This is a genomic window from Leuconostoc litchii (assembly GCF_008107645.1).
Lineage (GTDB): Bacteria > Bacillota > Bacilli > Lactobacillales > Lactobacillaceae > Leuconostoc > Leuconostoc litchii.
In genome coordinates, this window is the sequence record NZ_SDGY01000005.1 from 185,268 (window position 1) to 206,912 (window position 21,645).

Below are 21,645 nucleotides of genomic sequence, written 5' to 3' on the forward strand. Positions count from 1 at the left end.
TAGATATTATGGAAACTTGGAATGAACAAACAATTAAAAAATTTCGTAAAACATTACTTGACTGGTATGATGATGAAGGACGATTTCATTTGCCATGGCGTGTAAATCATGAACCATATCGTGTATTGGTTTCAGAAATCATGTTACAACAAACACGTGTAGATACTGTGATTCCTTATTTTGAACGTTTTATGAAACAATTACCGACGGTTGAAGATTTAGCTAAGGCACCGGAAGAAGTCGTCCTCAAATTATGGGAAGGATTGGGATACTATTCTCGGGCACGTAACTTACAAAAAGCAGCACAATTTGTTGTTAATGAATTACATGGAAGTTGGCCTGAAAGTAGTGAAGATTTACAATCATTGCCAGGTGTTGGTCCTTATACAGCGGCAGCCATTAGTTCAATTAGCTTTGGAGAAACTGTACCAGCTGTTGATGGTAATCAATATCGGGTCTTTAGTCGATTGCTAAAAATTGATGCAGATATCGCTGATACAAAATCACGAAAAATATTTTACGATATTATTGCACCTATTGTTGACCCGGAAAGACCAGGTGATTTTAATCAAGCCATAATGGATTTGGGTTCAAGTTACATGACTACTAAAAATCCAAACAGTGCTCAATCACCAGTTCGTCAGTTTAATGCGGCCTATCGTGATGGTGTTGAAGATCAATATCCTGTTAAAACTAAAAAGCAAAGACCTATAAAACAATTGTTTATGGCTTCCGTAGTCAAAAAAAATGGTCAATTATTATTTGAAAAAAGACCTAATAATGGCTTATTAGCTGGATTTTGGACATTTCCTTTGAAACAAATTGACAGTGTGGAAGATTTAGTAGGTGAACAGCTTAATATCAAGCCCGTGGTTCATATATTTACGCATCGTCGTTGGGAAATTTGGTTGGTTGAGCAAAAAGCAGACAATCTCCAAGACAACCAGCGTTATCTTAGTCCTGAAGAATGGCAATCCCTCAGTTTGCCAAAGGTACAACATAAATTATTGGAGAAACTGTATGATACCGAATAATAGATATAAAAATATTTTCTTTTGGACGATTGAGCTATTAGCTTTGTCACTATTAATTTTGATAGTTTCTCGGTTTGATTTTTTGATGAAACCAATTTCTGTATTTATTTCGACGGTGTTTGTTCCGCTAATTGTTGCTGGATTTTTATACTATGTATTGAAACCGATTGTGGCGCTCTTAGAAAAGGTCACAATTAAAGGTCATAAAATACCACATAAATTAGCTGTAATTGTGACCTTTATGTTGTTTTTAGGTATGATTGCCGGTGCTTTAGTCTTGTTGATTCCTACGCTAGTAGCAGAAATTACAAACTTAATTACATCCTTGCCAGACTTTGCAAAAACAGTACAAGCTTTTGCCACGGACTCATTGCAAAGTAAGTGGTTATCGAATTTAAATTTAGCCATTGATGTTGATGAAGTTAAAAGCGCAATTGGTAAGTATTCGGCATCATTTTTAACAGTTACAGCTGGTACGTTAGGCAGTGTTGTTTCAATGATAACTTCAGTTACTATCAATGTTATTACTATTCCAGTAGTCTTATTTTATATGTTAAGTGATGGTGAGCGATTGGTACCAGCAATTCAAAAGCTGTTTCCGGCACGCTTTGCTGACAATGTAAAAGAGCTGACAACTAAAATGGATAAAACCATTGAAAAATATATTTCTGGACAGGCTATTGAAATGTTATTTGTCGGCATTACAATGGCAATTGGATATTTGATTATCGGTCAACCATATGCTTGGTTATTTGGTGTTATTGCAGGTATTACTAATATCGTACCTTATATTGGTCCGTGGATTGGGGTTATACCATCGTTGATAGTGGCCAGTACACAATCATGGAAACAAGTATTATTGGTGTTAATTGTGATGACAGTAGTGCAACAACTAGATGGTAATTTTATTTATCCAAATGTGATTGGTAAAACATTAAAGATTCACCCCTTAACTATTATGATTCTTTTGATGGTTGCTGGTAATTTATGGGGGATTGTTGGTATGATTTTGATCATACCAACATATGCAGTCGCTCGCACAGTTATTAAATTTGCCGTTGAAATGCGTGCTTTAACCAGAGATCAGCATGAATAATGATTTTTTAACTAAGTTAATCAATTAAATGTGTATTACCCCTTGACTCATTTTACTTTTTCCAGTAAAATTAAATGGTTGTGTAATACATGCGGGTGTGGCGGAACTGGCAGACGCGCTGGATTTAGGTTCCAGTGGAGTAATCCGTGCAGGTTCGATTCCTGTCACCCGTATAATATGGTCGCCGCCATATTTATATGTTAGAGTATCTGGTATTATTTACTTGTAGTACTTGAGTACTTTGATTTGCCGACCTAGCTCAGTTGATAGAGCATCTCACTAGTAATGAGGGGGTCGCCGGTTTGAGCCCGGCGGTCGGCATCGTTATAGAAAGAGTCCTACTTAGGACTCTTTTTATTTTTTAAATGATTAAAAAAGCATGGACACTTAGGAATCCACACTAGTTGTGTTAACAATATATTGCTGGAAAAGATTACGTTCAAATTTAGATAATTCTACAGTCAACCAGCTACCAGTTTCGTCATATTCTTCAGTTATAAATTTATGTTGGGCTGCTAACTGTGCTACGACGTCATTTTTGTCAAAAGAAATGTGCAAGGTCACAATTTTGCTATCTTTAAAAATATGCTTAACAATTAAATCAATAAGAGCATCTTGTGACTCTGAATTTAGTGCTGAAACGGTAATTGTATGATCGCCAGAAATTTCCGGATAATGCAATGATGCTTTATCTGCCTTATTGTAGACTGTTATAACAGGTTTATCGGTGATGCCGATTTCTGTTAGTGTTTTTTCGGTTGTTGCCATCATATTTTGATAATGTTCATCCGAAACATCAACTACATGTAGGATTAAGTCTGCATGTGCGGCTTCTTGTAGCGTTGATTTGAATGCCGCAACCAAATTATGAGGAAGTTTTGATACAAAACCAACAGTGTCACTTAATAAAAACTGCCTTTTATCTGGTAATGTTAATTGACGAACGGTAGTGTTTAGTGTAGCAAACAGCATATCTTTTTCAAAAACTTGTTTACTTTCATCTGTTTCTGAACCAATACCAAATCGAGACAGCAAACGATTCATTAATGTTGATTTACCGGCATTCGTATAACCTACTAGGGCAACATTAGGTAAGTTATTATTACGTCGCTGCATAGCACGTGTGTGTTCACTTTTATCTAATTCAGTTAACTCTTGACGAACATGTACCATCTGCGAGGTAATACGTTGACGAGACTGTTCGAGTTTTGTTTCACCAGAACCACGGGAGGTGAAACCAGCGCCACCTGTACCGGTTTGTTGATCAAGGGAGATAGACATACTTGTGCGCAAACGTGGTAGTTGATATTGTAAACGTGCTAATTGAACTTGTAGTTTTGCTACTTTAGTTTGTGCACGTTGCGCGAAAATTTCGAGAATTAAGCCTGTACGATCAACAACAGTTGCTTCTGTCATTTTTTCTAGGTTTCGAATTTGAGAAGGTGATAGTTCGTCATTCACGACAATTAAATCAACCTCATAAGTTTTTACTGCGTTTCCAAGTTCTTCAACTTTACCTTTACCAAAGTAAGTGCCAGGATTAGGTCGTTCTAATTTTTGTGTAAATGTTTCAACTGGTTCTAGGTTGTTTGCTTTTGCTAAATTGGCTAATTCTTCAAGTTCATAATCTAGATTTCCTTGACTAGTTGTTAAACCAATCAAAAATACTTTGCGAGGGTCTTCTTGCATAAAAATGCCTCCAATCAAATTGCGAGACTGGGGGCATTTAACGTGTTTAGGACGAAAAGTGCAAACCAATCTCAAGAAAAGTTCATAAAAACAACGGACTGCTTTTATTCACTGCATCTTAAAATTTGTTTACCAAGTTCTCGTACCTCTTTTTTCTTAATAGTGCTAGTGTATAAGTTTTATTTGTAATTGTCAATAAGAAGGTTGTTTAGTTTGTGATAATTTGTTCAACTTTGTCGGTAGATTTAACGTATAATATAATAAGTTAACTAATTAATAGAAGGTCTTGAATATGTCAAAAGAAATTTATTTAACTGGTGATCGTCCAACTGGTAAACTGCATATTGGTCACTATGTTGGGTCACTAAAAAATCGTGTTGCAATGCAGAATTCAGGAGATTATTCACCATTTGTGATGATTGCTGATACACAAGCATTTACAGATAATGCCCGTAATCCAGAAAAAATTCGGCAATCATTAACCGAGGTTGCATTGGATTATTTGGCTGTTGGTATTGATCCAGACAAAACCACTATTTTTGTGCAATCACAAATTAAAGGTTTGTTTGAATTAACAGAATATTTTATGAATTTGGTTAGTGTAGCTCGGTTGCAACGAAACCCAACAGTTAAGACAGAAATTAAACAAAAAGGTTTTGATGAAGGTATTCCGGCAGGTTTTTTAACATACCCTGTGTCACAAGCAGCGGATATTACTATTTTTCGGGCAACAAAAGTACCGGTTGGTGATGACCAAGAGCCAATGTTAGAACAGACTCGTGAACTAGTTCGTTCGTTTAATAATGCATATAAAACCGATGTTTTGGTTGAACCAGTCGGTGTGTTTCCACCAAAAGGACAGGGGCGTTTACCAGGATTGGATGGCAATGCAAAGATGTCAAAGTCGTTAAATAATGGTATTTTTTTGAGTGATGATGCTGATACGTTGGCTAAAAAAGTTAAGTCAATGTATACAGATCCTTTGCACGTTAATATTGCCGATCCTGGTCATGTTGAAGGAAATGTTGTATTTACTTATTTAGATATTTTTGACTCAGATAAGCAACGCGTACAAGACTTAAAAGATCAGTATACTGCTGGTGGTTTGGGAGATATGAAAATCAAAAGGCATTTGATTGATGTTATGGAAGCAGAAATGGCACCTATTCGTCAACGTCGTGCAGAATATGCCAAAGACATTCCAGCAGTTTTGAAAATGTTGCAAGAAGGTTCTGCAAGAGCCAATGCCGTGGCCGAAGAAACAATGAAAGATGTTCGTCGTGTGATGGGGCTTAACTATTTTGGCCAGTAGAAGCTCGGAATTATCCGAACTTTTTTATTTTTTAACGATACGGTAGATAGTTAATTAATAAATATGTTATTAAATTTATTTATTTTGGAGAAATGATGGGAAATAATGAAGAAAAATTAAACCGTGGTTTTGGTTTATCGGCATCATTAGCATTGGTTGTTGGCACAATTATTGGATCAGGAATTTTTTTCAAGCAAGGGAGCGTCTTAGCGTCAGCAGGGAGCACCACTTCGGCAATGATGGCCTGGATCGCAGGTGGTATTTTAACTCTAGCTTCAGGTATTAGCGTAGCTGAAATTGGTTCACAGATGGATCAAACTGGTGGTATTTATATATATATTGAAAAAATTTATGGTAAAATCTGGGGATTTCTAGCTGGATGGATGCAGGTTATCTTTTATGGTCCAGCGATGATGAGTTCTATTGCTGCGTATTTTGGTATTTTATTTGTTGATTTATTTGGTTTATCCAAGACTTTTGCCATACCTGCAGCAATCATTGGATTATCTTTTGTTGGTATTATCAATTCTGTGCCTAATCGATTTAGCGCTGGATTCCAGATTTTAACGACTACAATAAAGATGCTACCTATCATTGCATTAATTATTTTTGGTCTATTCTTCGGACAACATGATGCCATTGGCCAGACGGTCTCAGGGATTACTGGTGGTCAAGGTGGTTTTGGTGTAGCTATATTAGCAACATTATTTGCCTATGATGGTTGGGTTACATTAGCTAATATTAGTGGTGAAATTAAAAATCCACAAAAAGTGTTACCTAAAGCTATTGTTTTTGGTATTTTAATTGTCATTGTGGCTTATGTTGGCGTGAGTTTTGGTGTATACCAAAGTTTATCCGCAAATAACATAGTTAAGTTTGGTCAAAATACAACTTTATATATGGCTACTAATGCATTTGGTGTGATTGGTGGCCGATTGTTAAGTGTGGCCGTGTTGATTTCGTTACTAGGCACATTGAATGGTAAGGTTGTTTCGTTTCCACGGGTGCTATTTGCAATGGCAAATGACGGATTATTTCCTTTTGCCCAACAATTTTCAAAAATAAATATGCGCTCACGTACACCTAATAAGGCGATTTGGTTTATGATTTCTCTTGGCATTTTGATGATTATTTTCACTAATCCAGATAGACTAACAGATATCGCTATTTTCACTACTTTTTTATTTTACATATTAGTATTTATTGGTGTCTTTAAATTGCGTAAACAGGATCCTTTGGGTGAACGTCGTGGTTTTTCTATGCCTTTGTATCCTTGGTTACCGCTACTGGCAATAGGAGGTTCGTTGTATGTTGAAATCTCAGAAATTTTACATGATTTATCTGGTGTAGCTATATCAATTGTTATTGTCGCTATCGGTTACCCTGTTTATAAGTTCTTATCTCGTCGTACTGATAACAATTGATACATATAAAGACAATCACTACAACTTATAAACTACATTTATCGAACATTTATATCATGATATTTTGAAAAATTGTAGGAGATTTCAAATTAAAAAACACCAGTACTGGTGTTTTTTAATTTGAAGAACTCTCTTCCGTATCGGTTGATTCATCATTGTCTGGCCTTAAATAATCTGCTATTGTTTGCAATGAACTTGGTATATCACCACCATAAGCTGATCCAGTAGTGGCATGCTTTAGTCCCAGTGCTTTACGTGCTAAATTAGTAACACGTTGCTTTTCCTTTTGCGTAACTACCTCGTACGAAACATTATTACCATCAGAATCGGGGTAACTAGTGCTGACACCCTGAATGTGTTCTGTGATAATATTTTTAGCCGCACTTGTATATTTACTTGCAATAGTAGTTAAATCTCCAAATGATAAATCTGTTTGGACATTAGAACTCATGGTGTTCATGAACTTAGTATTCAGTAGGCTTGAAACGTTAGCTGATTTTTTAATTAATGCCTCTAAAACTAAACGTTGGCGCTTTTGGCGACCATAATCACCTTCAGGATCATCATAGCGCATACGTGAAAAGGCTAATGCAGCATCGCCTGTCATAATATGTTTTGTTGCTGACCAAGTAACCCCGTTATCATCAGAATGTTCGTAACCAGTGCTACCTTTATGAAAACGGTATAGGTTGTCACCGTAATCATGAGCTGTTTCTTGACTGTAGGTGAAATCAAGAGGTGATTTAACAGAAATTCCACCAACTTGAGTGACCATTTTTTCTAAACCAGACATATTCACTAGAGCGTAAAAATCGATAGGAACATTTAGGTATGATTCAACAGTCTTTATTGCAGTAGCTGTCGATCCGTAAGCATAGGCTGCGTTTATTTTTTGTGGGAAAGTACTTTCATAGCCAGGAATAGATACCATGGCATCACGAGGGATAGAAATCATGGTAGTTTTTTTACTCTTGGGATTAACTTGGAGTAACATCATCGAATCTGTACGTCCTTTATAAGTGCGCCCAAGTTCACCGGTGTCTGTTCCAAATAAAAGAATTGATAGTGGTTTACCACTTTTAACAATGGTTGATACGTTACGTGACTTAGTAACACCACTGCTTTTATAAGTTTTATCAATAGCTGACTTAGTATTATTAATTGCTAACCAAGCAAAAGTACCTGTTACAATAACAAGAAGGCCAATAAGGATTAAAATAATGTTTCGTAACTTGTGATTACTTGGTTGGTAGCGATCAATGCGAGAATTAACTTTAGTATTTTTATTTTTTTTCATGGTGGTCTCTCGATATTTTTGGCCAAATTGGAATAATAATTATAAATTATATGATTATGTTGTTTAAGGATGCAACGTATAGCGACTAATTTGCCATGATTTCAGTTTGAATCCACGACCAAAATGTTGATAAAAATCAACTATCTCTAAGCATAACGTCTCAAGTTAAATTCAAGATTAAATAAAGCGCAGTAGTTTTTTATTAATATATCCCATATAATGCTACAATTATTAAGAGCTATAAGCAAACAAGTTTGTAGAAATTTAATAATTGGGAGCATGTGCTTACCAACTTATTTTGAAATCAAATTGATTTGTCTATGTAAAATTATTTCAAGATGCGAAACAAAGTTCAATTTGAAAAATAAGCATGCACAATTTAGAACGATGTTAATTCCACCAGACAAAGTTAGAAAAAGATTAATTATTATTTTTGGCATAGCCTTTATATTTTTAGCCATTCAGGTTCGGTTTCATACGATATTTATACAAGTAATTGATGCAGCCAGTGATTTTGTGGTGCATGGTATTTTAGCTACAAAAGTGCCTCTTTTTTTTAGTTTAGGTCATTTTTTTGCTAATTATTGGGTAGTAATCTTGATGATTTTAGTCGTGGTATCCTTCCTGTCCTTCATCAATTATCAAGTTGCTGCCTGGTGGTTTGGGATAATGCAGGTTCTTGGTATGTTGGTTACTTGGCTAATAACATTTATCTTACGTATCCATTGGCAAGATGGGCCGCAATTAGGAGAAACTATACCCAGTTTATTGTTAATGTGGTGGATGCAGATATTACTGATCGTTATTATTATCGTTTCACACCTCGTCAAGTCAAGAAACATTCAAATTGTTTTTTGTATACTTTTGGTTTCTTTTTGGTCAATTATAATGCTCGATCGAATATTTTCGTACAATATGGCATTTACCAGTGGATTAGGAGCTATGACATTTGGTTATTCTTGGTGGCAATTTAGTGCCAAACAGTACTATGAACATGCCAAGCACTGGCAGAAGGTATTGAAAATTGACGGTCGTGTGTAAGTATGTTATCATTTTCTTATTGTCAAAGAGGTTGCAACCAACATGAGTCACATAATTGAGTCCGCCAGGACATTGAAGTTATGTAAAAGGGGAGGTTGCCGAAAAGGTTAGCTGGCAAGATAACCTTTGGGCTAGTGATTAATAGTTACTAGACTGTCGCAAGTTTGCGGTGCGCTTTGAAAAGTGATTATATAATGACTTTTTAAACCTCTTCCTATTTGTTCAGGAGAGGTTTTTTATTTTGAAAAGGAGATATTATGTCTGAACGTAGAGGGCAGATACAACGTAATTTAAAGACACGTCATGTGTCGATGATTGCATTAGGTGGGTCGATTGGTACTGGGTTGTTTGTTGCTTCAGGAGCTACTGTTGCTCAAGCAGGCCCATTAGGTGCTATTGTAGCTTATTTAGCAATAGGTGTAATGGTTTATTTTCTAATGACATCATTAGGAGAAATGGCAACATATTCACCAACGTCCGGTTCATTTTCTGACTATGCTGGCAAATATGTTGACCCGGCTTTGGGATTTGCTATGGGTTGGAACTATTGGTTTAATTGGGCAATCACGTTAGCAGTTGATATCGTGGCTGTTGGTTTGGTGGCTGAATTTTGGTTTCCTCACACACCGGGTTGGATATTCTCTGCAGTGGCCTTATTACTTATATTCTTAATTAACATTTTTTCCGTTGGTACTTTTGGAGAAGCTGAATTTTGGTTATCTATGATTAAAGTCGTAACTATTATAGCTTTCTTAGTCATTGGATTGGCAACCATTTTTGGTATTATTCATTCTGATGTTAATGTAATGAAAAATCTTTCAGTTGGTAATCATGGATTTGTTGGCGGACCGCAAGCAATTCTATCTGTATTTGTTGTTGCTGGTTTTTCATTTCAAGGAACAGAATTAATTGGAATTACTGCTGGAGAGGCTAAAGACCCAGATAAGTCTGTACCAAAAGCTATTAATCAAGTATTCTGGCGTATTCTATTGTTCTACATATTAGCAATTTTTGTTATTTCGGCCTTAGTTTACTACCGAGATCCGCGTTTGTTAAGTTCATCAACAGAAAATATTGCTGTTTCACCGTTTACTATTGTCTTTAAAAACGCTGGTATTGCTTTTGCGGCTAGTCTAATGAATGCAGTTATCCTTACTTCAATTGTTTCTTCGGCTAACTCTGGTTCATATGCTTCTACACGTATGCTATATGCTATGGCACGAAAGGGTGATGCGCCTAAAATTTTCAGTAAATTATCTAAGAGAGGTGTGCCGGTTGCAGCCTTACTATTGACCACTGCTATTGGTTTATTAGCTTTTATTGCTAATACAAAAGGTGGTTCTGTTGCCTATACTTGGCTGGTGAATGCTTCTGGTTTGACTGGTTTTATTGCATGGGTTGGCATTGCTGTTTCTCATTATCGTTTCCGTCGCGCATATGTTGCCCAAGGGAAAAACTTATCAGATTTGAAATACAAGGCAAAATGGTTTCCGTTTGGACCTTTGTTTGCTCTTGTAGTTTCGATAGGGGTTATTATTGGTCAAGATCCTGCGAGTTTTACCAATCTTAATTGGGAAAAGATTTTTGTGACATATTTGTCAGTACCATTGTTTGTGATTTTGTATCTATGGTACAAAATTAGAAATAAAACAAAGGTCATTGATTTGAAAGATGTAGATTTGGATCAATATAAATAATGCATACAAAAAAAGTCACTACTTCAGTAGTGACTTTTTTGTATGCATTATTATCCGCGAACAACTAATACATCTACCTTAGCAGTTCTGGTTACGAATTCAGTAACTGAACCAATAACGAGACGTTCAACGGCATTTAATCCAGTTGCGCCGATAACGATCAAATCAGCATTAACCTCATTGGGTACATCCTTAGCAATTAATGATTTTGGAGAGCCATATTCAATTAAATAATCAACATTTTTAACACCAGCTTCAGTTGCTTGTGACTTATACTTTTCTAGACTCTTACGAGTTTCATCTGAAACAGCTTCAACCATTGTATCATCGAAGCTAGCTACATTTTGAAATGCACGGGTATCGATAACGTTTAAAATTGATAAAACACCTTGTTCACCAGCGTCTAGTGTCAATTCAATTGCGCGAGTTAATGCAGCTTCAGATTCTTTTGAGCCATCCATTGGTACTAAAATCTTGTGATAATTTGCTGTCATAATAATATCCCTTCTTGCAACATGCAATGTGTTCTTCTGTACCTCCAGTATAGCGCTTTCACGTATAAAATAACAGTATATCGTAAACTGTTTTGATAATTTATTTAGTTATATAAAAAACGCCCACAAATGTGGACGCACGGGCCATGCCCGGAACACTCAATTGATACCGTTAACCGCTACGCAGATTTTCCTCGAAATTATCGAGGTGGATGGTTCATCAGGATTGTCAGATTACCGAATGAGAGGGCATACCTTCTAAGTCTTGAATTCCCAACCGAAAAGAAAGATTGTAAGGAAAAAGCTGATGATGTAGCAATACGTATATCTGAGGAATTCATATAGTATTATAACGCGAAAATCCGGTAACTTAAAGTCTTGACTTTTTAGTTTAAATCCTTTTGCTGTCGTTTCTTTAATGTTTTATAGACGTCGGCTAGTTGTTGTTCTACTTTTGAGTTACCCTTGGGTTTAAAATATTTAGTGTTTTTCATTTTATTTGGTAAATATTGCTGTGCAACCCAGTCATTGTCAAAATCATGAGGATAAATGTAATCAATGCCATGATTTAAATCAACAGCACCTTTATAATGTGAATCTTTCAAATGATTGGGGATATCAAAAGTTTTACCATTACGAATATCTTGAATTGCTGCATCTATTGCCGTGTAAGCTGCATTAGATTTTGGTGAAAGCGAGAGTTCAATAATGGCATTTGCTAATGGAATACGTGCTTCAGGAAATCCCAATGTTTGTGCTGCTTGAATTGCTGTTATGGCTCGTTGTGCAACTGCAGGATTTGCTAAACCGATGTCTTCATAGGCGATAACTGTCAATCGACGTGCCAAAATTGGTAAGTCACCTGATTCTATAATTCGTGCAGCGTAATGTAGTGCTGCATCTGTATCGGACCCACGAATTGATTTCTGTAATGCAGAGATAACGTCATAGTGTGCATCGCCATCTTTATCGGCGGATAGTGCTTTTCGTTGAACAGTTTCTTCAATAATGGGAAGGGAAATATGAATGATTTCAGATTCATTTGGTTTGGTTGACAAAACAGCTAATTCCAAACCATTTAATGCACTACGTAAATCACCATTGGTTGCTCGAGATAGCTGCAATAATGCGTTCTCATCTATGGATATATTGTACTGACCAAGCCCTTTTTTACTGTCGTTCAGGGCGCGATTCACTGCATGAATAATATCATCTGTGCTAAGACTGTTGACTTCAAATATTTGTGTTCTAGATCGAATTGCTGGTGTGACGTTGATATAAGGATTTTCTGTGGTTGCACCAATTAAAATAATTGCACCAGATTCTAAATGAGGTAATAAGAAGTCTTGTTTTACTTTATTTAATCGGTGAATTTCATCAAGTAATAGTACTACCGTACCTGACATTTTAGCTTCTTCTGCAACAATTTGTAAATCTTTTTGACTATCAGTAGCTGCATTTAACATACGAAAAGCATACTTAGATGAACCAGCTATAGCACTAGCAATTGATGTTTTACCAGTCCCTGGTGGACCGTATAAAATCATTGAACTTAGGCGCTGGGCAGTAACCATACGCCAAATAATTTTTCCTTTACCGACAAGATGCTGTTGTCCGACAATTTCTTCAATTTTAGTTGGGCGCATGCGGTACGCTAGCGGTTCTTGTGACATAAATTTATCCTAAGTAAATATTATCAACATTGATAGCTGTATCAGCAGCCAAAACAATAGCGATGGGGTCATCTTGATGAGCAGATTTGTTTGCATCGGAAAGTAATGTGAAAGTATGCTTGCTTTGTGTTGCTAAGCCGACATACGTTGTAAAGTAATCACCCACCAGCTGTTGGTCAATTAAAACTTTACCGATACTATGTGATTTAAGTGCGGTAGCAAATTTTGATTGAATGTCTGATTTTCCTAATTGAGAAACTTTAATTGCAACAATGACGCGTTCACGAAAAGTACCAAGATAGCGATTCTGTTCGTCTGGATTAATTTTTGGTGTACCGTTTCCTAGTTGTTCTTGTTGTAAGCGTTCATTAACGTCCATGATTTTCTCCAATATATTTAATAATTCTATTATACGTTATCTTACTCAATTTTATAGGATAAGGCCATTGTGAAATAAATAAAAAAGCCACCTATGCAAGGTGGCTTTTTAACCAATAAGAGATTAACAATATTAACCCAAGTGGTTGTAGTATTCGACGATTAAGGCTTCGTTGATGTCTGCATCTAATTCTTCACGTTCTGGCAAACGAACTAATGAACCTTCAAGCTTATCAGTATCGATTGATACGAATTGTGGACGCGCCACAACTGATTCGATAGCAGCTTGGATAGGCAAAATATTCTTTGACTTTTCGCGAACTGATACAACTTGACCAGGCTGTACGCTGTATGAAGGAATATCAACGCGCTTACCATCAACTAAGATGTGACCATGGTTAACCAATTGACGTGCTTGTTGGCGTGTTGTTGCTAAACCAAGACGATAAACAATTGAATCCAAACGTTGTTCCAACAAGATCATGAAGTTAGTACCATGAGTACCCTTACGGATCTTACCAGCTTTGTTAAACAAAGCCTTGAATTGACGTTCAGTTAAACCGTATGTGAAGCGTAACTTTTGCTTTTCACGCAATTGCATTCCATATTCAGAAATCTTAGCGCGACGACCGGCACCGTGATCACCAGGTGCGTAAGCACGACGTGACAATTCTTTACCAGTACCAGACAATGAAACACCCAAGCGACGTGAGATACGCCACTTTGGACCTGTATAACGTGACATGTATATGTCCTCCAAAATGTATTATGCTGTACATTTGAGGGTAAGCACCAGATGCGTGCAGCGTTTATCTTGACGTTTCTCAGAACCAGTAGCTTGGCCTTACTAACGATTTGGAACGCTGTTGACGCGCTTCTCTACTTACTGCTACTCAATTAACAACTTATTACATAATATCAGAACCATGAATGAATAGCAAATTATTAAGAAAATTGTAAACGATTTGAGATTTGGCAAATCTCCTTTAATTAAACTGTATAAGTGCTAAGATGGAAAGTGAAAATTAAAAGGTTGGAAACTACCCATATGTTTAACTTTACAGTTTTAGCAATTATATTACTTTTAGTTGTTGTCGCTTATTTAGCAATATTTGTGATGCAACGAACTACGGTCAAAAAAGTCAGTGACTTAAGAGCACGCAAAGATCAACTTGAATCTTTGAAAGTTCGAGAAGAGCTGGTTGAAGGTAGAAAATTACCTTTAACTGGTCAGTCTTTGAAAAACTATCAAAAGTTTGAGAGTGCTTTTAACGATGTCCAAAATAATAAATTTTTAAAAATCGATCAACAAGCTAACTTGGTATTGTTTGAAGCTCGAGGAATCAATTTTATTAAAACACGTAATGAACTAGAGCGGTTGCAAGATATGGTGGATGATACAGAATCTACTATTAAAGATGTGAGAGCCGGCTTGCTGGATTTAAAAAAGACAGACGAAGAACATCGTGAGGCTATTAATGATCTCAAGAAAAAATATGAAGGTTTACGTAAACGACTTTTGGCGGAAAACTTTAAGTTCGGACCAGCTAACCCGGCGTTGGATAAATTTCTAAGTCAGCTTGAGGCTGACTACGATGAGTTCGCAGAATTAACAGAAAATGGCGATCACGCAACTGCTTCAGATATTTATGAACAGCTTGCCATGGAAACAACGCAAATGGAAAAAATGATGACTGATATTCCTGCGTTATTTGATCAATTAAACATTAAATATGTTGACCAACTCAATGAATTGGCACAGGGACACACAAAGCTGGTAGATTCAGGATACGTATTTCCAAATGATAGTGTAGAACAAGAATTACAAGCTATCGATGGACAACGCCAACAAGTTTTGAACTTACTAGCAGATTTGAAACTCAAAGAAGTCGCAGAGCAAACCGGTTATATCGAACAGCGCATTGAGACGATGTACGACACGATGGAAACTGAAGTTACAGCACGTAAACATGTGACTAAAAATGCTGGAAGGCTATCTTCTGATCTATTGAGACTTCGTGAACAAAACCAGACATTGTCGATTGAACTAGACAGATTAGGGCAAAGTTTCCAATTTAACCACAAAGAATTAGAAATACGACGTACATTGCTTGAACAAATAAATATGGCAGAAGAGCAGATTAATCATAATGATGATTTGCTTGAATCAAAAGAAATATCATATAGTGAATTACGCATTCAGCAGGAAAAATTGTTAAAACAGTTTGAAGAAATTGAAACGCAGCAAGTTGAAATTTGGGATAAAATTTCTGGATTAGAAAAGGCAGAACGCTCAGCACGACAATTGGGTGGTCAGTACCAAAAAGAAATTGAAGCTATCAAGCATGCAGTAGAGCGTATGAACTTACCTGGGTTGCCCAGTGTATATTTGGAGTACTTCTTTGCTGTTTCAAATGAACTTAAGCGTTTAGCTAAATCACTTAATACCAACTTAATTGATATGGATGAAGTACAGCGCCAATTGAACATTGTGTCGGCTGACATTGATACTTTGAGAGGTAAAACAGAAGAAGTAGTTGACCAAGCTGCGTTGACGGAACAACTGTTACAGTATGCCAATAGATTCCGTGCTACGAACGAACGTGTTGCAGCTGCAAGTGAACAGGCTAGAATGTTTTATGAAAGAGATTATAATTTTAAGCAGGCCATGGATGTTCTCGGGGAGGCATTAAACAGTGCTGAACCAGGTGTGTATGAAAGATTGGTTGATTCATATATGCGGCGTAAGTCGCCATTAGTATGATAAAAAAAGCATCGCTTACATTGGAGCGGTGCTTTTTATTTAAGATAATTTAGAATGTTTTATACCGTAAGTAAAGTACCAGATAATACCTACTAATAGCCACAATCCAAACATTTTCATTGTTTCTACAGATAACTGTGTAATAAAGAATAGGCTGATTACACCAGCAATAAACGGTACTACTGGGTATCCTGGAACTTTGAAACCATCATGAGATAAATCTTTTCGACGACGAAGAATGAGAATTCCAAAATTAATAAAAGCAAAGGCTGTCAACGTACCAGCGTTAATCAAACTAGCCAATGTACTCAATGGAATTAAACCAGCAAATATGACTTCAATAGCAACTGCTAAAATAAGTGCGTTGACTGGTAAATGGGAGCCAGCTGAAATTTTACCTAAGCTATGAGGAAGTAAGCCGTCACGGCCAAAGGAATAAGTTAAGCGTGAGGATGCGTAAATCAATGCTAAGATGGCTGTGAACATACCAACTAATGCACCGACAGTAATAATAATAGAAAATTGAGTCTGATGTACAACTTGAAGAGCGAATGCTGCTGGATCATCGACGCCTAAGTCTTTATAGTTGACGATACCTGTTAATACAACTGAGAACAGTGTATATAACAGTGCTGAAATGATAACAGTACCCACAATACCTTTAGCCATTGTTTTTTGTGGGTTCTTAACTTCTGCAGCATGTGCAGCGATCGTATCAAATCCTAAAAAGGCGAAAATGATGCTAGCTGTGGCTGCCCAGATACCGTTTAGGCCAAAAAGGCCACCATGAAATTCTTTCGGGTAGAACGGTACATAATTACTGGTTTTGATGAAAAATGATCCACCAACAATAAATAAGACTAAAATAGCGATTTTAATAAAAACAGCGCCATTTTCAACTTTTTTAGAGGTGTTTAGACCACGAGACAGTATTATGGCAACAAATAGAATAATCAAGACGGCGAATAAGTTGATAACACCACCTTCCATTGGCCCAGCTGACAAAAATTTCGGCATATGAATGCCAAAAATAGTCAAAAGGTTTCCGAGATAGGCTGAAAATCCAGTGGCTATAGCCGATACTGCTAAAAAGTACTCAACAATTAATGACCAACCAAGTAACCAACCAATAATTTCACCGTATATAGCACCACCATAAGAGTAGGCAGAGCCAGCAACCGGCATGGCGGCTGAAAATTCAGCAAAAGCCATGCCAGATAAACCAGAAAAAATAGCGGCAATTAGAAAGGCAACGGCGACAGCTGGACCTGCATGATTAGCAGCTTCGTGACCAGGTAAAATAAATATCCCAGTACCAATAACTGTTCCAACCCCTAGACCAATCAAATCACGTGTAGTTAAGACACGTGACATATGAGAATCTGCTTCGAGATAATTTTCAACAGACTCTCGTTTAAAAGCCCTTTCAAGAAGTGACATAATAGTTCTCCCATTTTTTAATAATTTATTTATAATAGTTATTCTATCAATTTCAAGGGTACTTGTCGAACGTTACTATAGTTTTTACGATACAATATTAAATAAGGAAATTGAAAGATGAAAAATAATAAAGTTTTTGTAATTACTGGTGCGACTGGTGTTGGTAAAACGACAATTGCTCGCTATTTGCAAGATACGTATCGTATGCCACGAGTGCTTACACACACAACTCGCGTGCCACGCGAACGAGAAGAAAATGGAGTTGCCTATTATTTCGAAACGGACAGTAGTTTTGAAGAAAATCATTATCTGGAACGCGTACAGTATGCTGGGCATAAATACGGTTCCTCATATGAAGCTTTGGAACGTGCTTGGAAAAAGAATGCTTACGTAACGATTGTTCTCGACACAGCAGGTGCGATCACTTATGCGCGGGAACTAGGTGATCAGGCTGTGATTGTTTTTGTGACGGTGACGCATCCAGATATGTTGATTGATCGAGTACAGGTACGTGGGGATGATCCTCTGATTGTCAAACAAAGAATAGATTCGCCAGAATTTTTAAGAGATGTTACGTTACCTCGTGAGCTGAAAAATGTTGCTTATGAACTGGCAAATGATGATTGGGCAAAGACTAAGGTACATTTGGACTTATTAGTTAGTGATATTATGAGCGGCCGTAGTTTACCGAAAAAAGATAAAATGTGATTTTGATAATAAAAAATTTGACAAATCAATGAATTAATATTAAAATTAATCTCATAAAAAAGAAAAGGTTTTAACACATGTCACGTTTAATGAACAAAACTACAGCAAATTTTTACTTTAAGTATTTTGGTTAATTGTCCAAATACTTGAGGCATTTTGCGTAGGTATTCGGATTTAAAATTCTGAATGCCCAGTGAGTTCATATATAGTTGAGCAAACGCACATTCAGAATTTTCTGAGTGTGCGTTTTGTGTTAATTATAGGAGAAAAAATTATGCCTGAAGTAAAGCCTGCGCTATTGAACAATCTCAATCGTCATCTTGGTTTGGTCGGACCATCAGCTATTCGCGCTTTTGATATCGAAGTTAGCAGCATTCCTGATATTATAAAATTAACATTAGGAGAGCCTGACTTTAATGTACCTGATCATATTAAAAAAGCTGCGATTCAGTCTATTGAAACGAACGATTCACATTATGCTGCCTCGAATGGTACCAGCAAATTACGTGAGTCCGCAGCGGGATTTTTAGCTGATCGCTATGATGTTCATTATGACGCTGAAAGTGAAGTCGTTGTGACGATTGGCGCAACAGAAGCAATTTATGACACACTCACAACGATATTGAATCCAGGTGATAAAATTATACTTCCTACCCCGATATTTCCGCTATATATTGCCGTTGGATTGGTAGATGGTGCGCAACCTATTTTTGTTGATACCTCTACTAATGATTTTGTTTTAAGTCCTGAAATGCTAAAGGCAGCCATTGCTGAACATGGGGATGATATTAAAGCTGTCGTATTAAACTTTCCTTCTAATCCAACAGGTGTTACTTATAATGAAGAGCAAATTAAAGCTATTGCTGATGTTTTGCGTGGTACCAATATTATCGTCATATCTGACGAAATATATTCAGAACTATCTTATGAAAATACACATGTATCGATGGCCAAATATTTGCCGGAGCAGACAATTTTGTTAAATGGTGTATCTAAATCACATGCTATGACAGGATACCGCATTGGCATATTGGCTGGTCCGGCACAGTTGGTCCAAAAAATAGCTATGATACATCAATTTGCAACAACTACTGCTTCTAACCCAGCAATGGCGGCGGCAGCCGAAGCATTAGGAACTGAGGATGGGCGTCAAGATACGTTGAATATGAAGGTAGAGTATATGCAACGTCGTGATTATGTATACGAAAAAATGACGGAACTTGGTTTTAAAGTGGCTAAGCCAGATGGGGCATTTTATATTTTTGCAAAAATTCCTGCAGGGTATAGTCAAGATGATTTTGTATTTGCCCGTGATTTGGCTCAAAAAAATGGTTTAGCATTGATTCCGGGATCTTCATTTGGCCCTGGCGGTGAGGGATATGTTCGATTGAGTTATGCAGCATCTATTGAAAAGTTGCAACAAGCGATGCAACGACTAAGTACTTATATGAAAGAAAATGCCAAATGACTAAAATTTTGATGATGAGTGTTCGCGACGATGAAGAAAAAGCCATTCATGAATATGCTCAGAAAAATCAAGTTGAGATAGTGATTTCTCGTCAAGATTTTCATCCGGAAACACTGCCTGATTTAACGAATATAGATGGACTCGTTATCCAGCAAACCGCTAAAATTGGCGGAAATCAGCAATTTTATAATCAACTTACTAAAGATATTCAACAAATAGCTACACGCACTGCTGGTTATGACATGATTGAAGTGGAGTTAGCTAAAAAAGCAGGTCTGAAAATCACCAATGTACCTGCCTATTCACCTAGATCTGTCGCTGAAATGGCGTTGATGCAAATATTGAGATTGCTTAGACACACACCTGAATTTGATACAAGAATTGCTAATAATGATTTTCGATGGTCAGGTCTACAAGCTAGAGAAATTCATTCGGTTACCGTTGGGATTATAGGTGTGGGAAGAATTGGTGGCACTTTAGCACGATTACTAAATAGTTTGGGTGCTAAAGTCTTGGGTTACGATGTGAATTATAATAAATCTCTATCTGATGTCATTACTTATGTTAGCAAAGATGAGTTATTAGCGCGAAGCGATGTGATTACTTTACACGTTGACCTTAATGAGACCTCTATTAATTTAATCTCTAAGATAGATTTTGACAAAATGAAGCCGGGGATGCTGTTGATAAATGCCTCTCGTGGTCCAGTTGTTAACACAGATGATTTAATCAGAGCCATAGAGCATAAACAATTAGCAGGTGTTGCCTTAGATACTGTGGAAAATGAGTCTGGTATTTTTAATCGTAATCTTCGTGAGAGTGTTGTTTCGGATAGACGTATTCATAAGTTATTATCGATGTCAAATGTTATGGTAACACCACATGTTGGTTTTTTTACGAACATCGCTGTTAAAAATATGGTTGATATTTCACTGGATGATACCTTAATGGTACTGAATAATCAAAAATCACCACATGAAATTTAAAAAACGCTTCGGCGTATACGTAGGAAAATATTATGCAAAGAATCAAACACAGTTCAGCTGAAACAATAAAAAAATTTATCGTTGATATTTTGAACGGTACGAGCTTAGGTATAGTTTTAACGTTAATACCGAGCGCATTAGTTAGTCAATTGCTTCTATTATTTGCTGGTAATGCTATTGCGTCTAAAGTTGCTTTCATGACAACTTTGATTCAAAGTACTTTACCATTAGTCTCTGGATTTGCGGTTGGTCAGATTTTAAAATTAACAGTGATTGATTCAGGTGCTATTGCGCTTGCTATGTTTGTTTCTTCTGGAGTGGTGAAATCTACATCGAATAGCGGCGATATGGTCATTGCTGGTAGTGGGATTATATTAAATATTTTGTTAGTAGCCTTTTTAGCTACAATATTAGTGAAATTAACAGAACGCTCATTTGGTCATTTTAAAATATTACTTCAACCGCTTGTCGTTACCGTAATCGCTGGTGGTATTGGTTTGTCTACACTAAATCCAATAAGTACTGTTCAAATGTGGATTGGTGATGCTGTTTCTTATGCTACTAATTGGACACCTGTATTAATGGGGGCGGTATTAGGTGCCGCATTTGCTTTTTTGATTGTCTCACCATTATCTTCTGTAGGAATAGCCATGGCTATTGGTTTGACTGGCATTGGTTCAGGTGCCGCTAATGCAGGAATTACAGTTGCTAGCTTTACACTAGCGTTGATGGGAGCTAAGGTGAATCCAATTGGTGGTACGCTAGCGCATTTCATTGGGTCACCTAAAATTCAAATGGCAAATATGTTACTTAAACCGAAGTTATTCATACCTACTACTCTGGCTGCCTCGACTATGGGCGCGATAGCTACATTATTCAAAATCAAAGGTACTCCTTTCTCAGCTGGATTTGGTTTCTCAGGATTAATTGGTCCGTTAACTGCTTATACTGAATCAGATAAAGCTTCAATTACGGTAGTATTCATTATATTAGTTTTTGTTATCTTCCCAATACTTTTAGCGATGATGATGAAATGGCTATTTATGACTAAGTTAAAGATGATTCGTGCTGAAGATTTAAAACTAACATTACAATAGTGTTTTTCGACAAATGCAACCTTCTTCTTGGTTGCATTTTTTAAATT

At 36.7% G+C, this 21,645-nt stretch carries 18 protein-coding genes, 2 tRNA genes and 1 riboswitch; of the genes, 13 read left to right on the top strand and 7 right to left on the bottom strand.

The window, feature by feature from the left end; genetic code table 11:
- Positions 1 to 8 precede the first annotated feature (8 nt).
- The 4 genes from mutY (at position 9) to ESZ47_RS07875 (ending at position 2,451) form a co-directional block, all read left to right on the top strand.
- Positions 9 to 1,034, top strand: a complete 1,026-nt coding sequence (gene mutY / locus ESZ47_RS07860) for an A/G-specific adenine glycosylase (protein ID WP_148606347.1) — start codon at positions 9 to 11, stop codon at positions 1,032 to 1,034.
- Positions 1,021 to 2,130, top strand: a complete 1,110-nt coding sequence (locus tag ESZ47_RS07865) for an AI-2E family transporter (protein WP_148606349.1) — start codon at positions 1,021 to 1,023, stop codon at positions 2,128 to 2,130. Before mutY ends, ESZ47_RS07865 begins: the two co-directional genes overlap by 14 nt.
- Before the next feature lie 91 nt (positions 2,131 to 2,221).
- Positions 2,222 to 2,303: transfer RNA gene (locus ESZ47_RS07870), tRNA-Leu, on the top strand.
- A gap of 75 nt (positions 2,304 to 2,378) precedes the next feature.
- Positions 2,379 to 2,451, top strand: a tRNA-Thr gene (locus ESZ47_RS07875).
- A 66-nt stretch (positions 2,452 to 2,517) separates the two neighbouring features.
- On the opposite strand, the gene hflX is transcribed toward ESZ47_RS07875, so the two are convergent.
- Positions 2,518 to 3,819, bottom strand: a complete 1,302-nt coding sequence (hflX, locus tag ESZ47_RS07880) for a GTPase HflX (RefSeq protein WP_148606351.1) — start codon at positions 3,817 to 3,819, stop codon at positions 2,518 to 2,520.
- A gap of 292 nt (positions 3,820 to 4,111) precedes the next feature.
- Here hflX and trpS point away from each other — a divergent pair, with 292 nt between their 5' ends.
- Entirely contained in the window at positions 4,112 to 5,131 is a 1,020-nt protein-coding gene (gene trpS / locus ESZ47_RS07885) for a tryptophan--tRNA ligase (RefSeq protein ID WP_148606352.1), read from the top strand.
- 95 nt (positions 5,132 to 5,226) lie between these two features.
- A complete protein-coding gene (locus ESZ47_RS07890; RefSeq protein WP_148606354.1) occupies positions 5,227 to 6,555 on the top strand; it encodes an APC family permease in 1,329 nt (442 codons plus the stop codon).
- 115 nt (positions 6,556 to 6,670) lie between these two features.
- On the opposite strand, the gene ESZ47_RS07895 is transcribed toward ESZ47_RS07890, so the two are convergent.
- Positions 6,671 to 7,852 carry an LCP family protein gene (locus ESZ47_RS07895; protein ID WP_148606356.1) on the bottom strand — a complete coding sequence of 394 codons (1,182 nt, stop codon included), beginning with the start codon at positions 7,850 to 7,852 and terminating at the stop codon, positions 6,671 to 6,673.
- A gap of 357 nt (positions 7,853 to 8,209) precedes the next feature.
- On the opposite strand from ESZ47_RS07895, the gene ESZ47_RS07900 reads away from it, so the two are divergent.
- Positions 8,210 to 8,893, top strand: coding sequence for a phospholipid phosphatase (locus tag ESZ47_RS07900; protein WP_244307576.1), 684 nt, complete (start codon positions 8,210 to 8,212; stop codon positions 8,891 to 8,893).
- 17 nt (positions 8,894 to 8,910) lie between these two features.
- Positions 8,911 to 9,078: riboswitch (Lysine riboswitch) on the top strand.
- A gap of 72 nt (positions 9,079 to 9,150) precedes the next feature.
- Positions 9,151 to 10,590: an amino acid permease gene (locus tag ESZ47_RS07905; RefSeq protein WP_148606358.1), complete on the top strand. Its 1,440-nt coding sequence runs from the start codon at positions 9,151 to 9,153 to the stop codon at positions 10,588 to 10,590.
- Positions 10,591 to 10,640: 50 nt separating this feature from the next.
- Here the strand turns inward: ESZ47_RS07905 and ESZ47_RS07910 are convergent, their stop codons facing one another.
- The 4 genes from ESZ47_RS07910 to rpsD form a co-directional block, all read right to left on the bottom strand.
- Positions 10,641 to 11,084, bottom strand: coding sequence for a universal stress protein (locus ESZ47_RS07910; RefSeq protein ID WP_148606360.1), 444 nt, complete (start codon positions 11,082 to 11,084; stop codon positions 10,641 to 10,643).
- Between the two features lie 386 nt (positions 11,085 to 11,470).
- Positions 11,471 to 12,757, bottom strand: coding sequence for a replication-associated recombination protein A (locus ESZ47_RS07920; protein ID WP_148606363.1), 1,287 nt, complete (start codon positions 12,755 to 12,757; stop codon positions 11,471 to 11,473).
- A gap of 4 nt (positions 12,758 to 12,761) precedes the next feature.
- The gene (locus ESZ47_RS07925; protein ID WP_148606364.1) at positions 12,762 to 13,136 is read right to left on the bottom strand and encodes a YueI family protein; all 375 of its coding nucleotides are present in this window, start codon (positions 13,134 to 13,136) and stop codon (positions 12,762 to 12,764) included.
- Between the two features lie 132 nt (positions 13,137 to 13,268).
- A complete protein-coding gene (gene rpsD, locus ESZ47_RS07930; protein ID WP_148606366.1) occupies positions 13,269 to 13,880 on the bottom strand; it encodes a 30S ribosomal protein S4 in 612 nt (203 codons plus the stop codon).
- Between the two features lie 303 nt (positions 13,881 to 14,183).
- Here rpsD and ezrA point away from each other — a divergent pair, with 303 nt between their 5' ends.
- Positions 14,184 to 15,899 carry a septation ring formation regulator EzrA gene (gene ezrA / locus ESZ47_RS07935; protein WP_148606368.1) on the top strand — a complete coding sequence of 572 codons (1,716 nt, stop codon included), beginning with the start codon at positions 14,184 to 14,186 and terminating at the stop codon, positions 15,897 to 15,899.
- 39 nt (positions 15,900 to 15,938) lie between these two features.
- On the opposite strand, the gene ESZ47_RS07940 is transcribed toward ezrA, so the two are convergent.
- Entirely contained in the window at positions 15,939 to 17,339 is a 1,401-nt protein-coding gene (locus tag ESZ47_RS07940) for an APC family permease (RefSeq protein WP_148606370.1), read from the bottom strand.
- A gap of 117 nt (positions 17,340 to 17,456) precedes the next feature.
- Between ESZ47_RS07940 and ESZ47_RS07945 the strand changes: the two genes are divergently transcribed.
- From ESZ47_RS07945 to ESZ47_RS07960, 4 genes are all read left to right on the top strand, one after another.
- Positions 17,457 to 18,047 (top strand): nucleoside/nucleotide kinase family protein, encoded by a 591-nt coding sequence (locus ESZ47_RS07945; RefSeq protein ID WP_148606372.1) that lies wholly within the window; start codon positions 17,457 to 17,459, stop codon positions 18,045 to 18,047.
- 274 nt (positions 18,048 to 18,321) lie between these two features.
- Positions 18,322 to 19,515: an aminotransferase class I/II-fold pyridoxal phosphate-dependent enzyme gene (locus ESZ47_RS07950; protein ID WP_148606374.1), complete on the top strand. Its 1,194-nt coding sequence runs from the start codon at positions 18,322 to 18,324 to the stop codon at positions 19,513 to 19,515.
- Entirely contained in the window at positions 19,512 to 20,501 is a 990-nt protein-coding gene (locus ESZ47_RS07955; protein WP_148606376.1) for a D-2-hydroxyacid dehydrogenase, read from the top strand. The genes ESZ47_RS07950 and ESZ47_RS07955 overlap by 4 nt, the downstream gene beginning before the upstream one ends.
- 32 nt (positions 20,502 to 20,533) lie before the next feature.
- The gene (locus ESZ47_RS07960; RefSeq protein WP_148606378.1) at positions 20,534 to 21,598 is read left to right on the top strand and encodes a PTS sugar transporter subunit IIC; all 1,065 of its coding nucleotides are present in this window, start codon (positions 20,534 to 20,536) and stop codon (positions 21,596 to 21,598) included.
- Positions 21,599 to 21,645: the final 47 nt, after the last annotated feature.